General features: G+C 71.7%; 1 protein-coding gene. It reads left to right on the top strand.

Annotation, left to right across the window (positions count from 1 at the left end):
- Positions 1 to 122 precede the first annotated feature (122 nt).
- A complete protein-coding gene (locus ACFPZN_RS55935) occupies positions 123 to 1,499 on the top strand; it encodes an IS1380 family transposase (protein WP_378293550.1) in 1,377 nt (458 codons plus the stop codon).
- The last annotated feature ends 160 nt before the right edge of the window (positions 1,500 to 1,659 follow it).

Here is a 1,659-nt window from a genome sequence, read left to right as displayed (position 1 = left end):
CCTCGGGCTTTCACCGGGCGATGGGCCGGGAGTGACCGTTTAGATAAGAAAAGTGCCTCTGTGCTGGGAGGATAGGGCTTGTCGAAGGTCCTGTCCGTACCAGTCCAGAAGGCACTTTTCAGGTGAGCAAGCGTATCGGGTCATACCCGCGTGTGGGCGTCGATGGCTGTGGTCGCGGGGTGGTCTCGCAGGCCGGGGCCGTGCTGCTGGTGGAAACGGTCCGCAAGAGCGGGCTGGACGGCGCGCTTTCGGCGGCGTTGGCGCCTTGGCGCAGGCCGCGAGCCCGGCATGATCCGGGCAAGATCGTGATGGATATGGCGCTGGCGGTGGCGCTGGGCGGTGACTGCCTGGCCGATGTCGCGATGCTGCGTGCCGAGCCGGGGTTGTTCGGGCCGGTGGCCTCCGACCCGACGTTCTCCCGTCTGATCGATGTCCTGGCCGGTGGCGGTGAGCGGGCGCTGAGGGCGTTGCGCCGGGCTCGTGCCCAGGTGCGTGAACGGGTGTGGGCGCTGGCCGGTGACGCCGCCCCGGACACCGGCGGGCAGGTGATCGTGGATGTGGACGGGGTGCTGGTGATCGCGCATTCCGACAAGCAGGACGCCGCCCCGACCTGGAAGAAGACCTTCGGCCACCACCCGCTGATGGCGTTCGTCGATCACGGTCCCGGCGGATCGGGGGAGCCGGTGGCGGGGCTGCTGCGGCCCGGGAACGCCGGGTCCAACACCGCCGCCGATCACATCACCGCAGCGAAGCTGGCGCTGGCCCAGTTGCCCGCCCGTTATCGGCGTGGCCGCCGCACCCTGATCCGCACCGACACCGCCGGCGGCACCCACGGGTTCGTCGAGTGGCTGGCCGCGCGGGGCCGGTGGCTGGGCTACTCGGTCGGGATGACCATCACCGAGTCCATCCACGCCGCCGTCCTGCAGATCCCGGACCCGGCCTGGACCCCGGCCCTCGAGCCGGACGGCCGGATCCGCCACGGCGCCTGGGTGGCCGAGCTGAGCGGCCGGGTGCTGGCCGGCTGGCCGCCCGGGATGCGGCTGATCGTGCGCAAAGAACGCCCGCACCCCGGCGCCCAGCTGCGCCTCACCGACGCCGACGGCATGCGCCTGACCTGCTTCGCCACCAACACGCCCGGCACGCCGATCGCCGAACTGGAACTGCGGCACCGCCGCCGCGCCCGGGCCGAGGACCGCGTCCGCGCCGCCCGCGCCACCGGCCTGCGCAACCTCCCCCTGCACGACACCGCGCAGAACCAGATCTGGCTGGAGATCGTGCAACTCGCCCTCGACCTGCTCGCCTGGATGCCGATGCTCGCCCTTACCGGCCCCGCCCGCCGCTGGGAACCCCGCCGCCTGCGGCTGCGGCTGCTGCACACCGCCGGACGGCTGGTCACCACCGGACGCCGCCGCATCCTGCGCATCGCCCGGCACTGGCCCTGGACCACCCTGATCACTGACGCCCTCGCACGCCTCGCGGCACTACCCAACCCCGGCTGACCAGCACCAACCGTCCCCACAACCCAGGAAGGAGAACCAGGGGCCGTGGAACCCCGCCCACCCGGAGCGACATCCGGGCCACCGACCTGACCACCACCAGAAAACACAAACCGGTCAGGCCGCCACACGACCCAACCGGCGCTGTGAAAGATCGAGGCTA

The organism is Actinomadura rugatobispora (assembly GCF_042656285.1).
GTDB classification, from domain to species: domain Bacteria; phylum Actinomycetota; class Actinomycetes; order Streptosporangiales; family Streptosporangiaceae; genus Spirillospora; species Spirillospora rugatobispora.
Note: the sequence above shows the minus strand (reverse complement) of the source record. Positions and strands in the feature narration are given on the sequence as shown.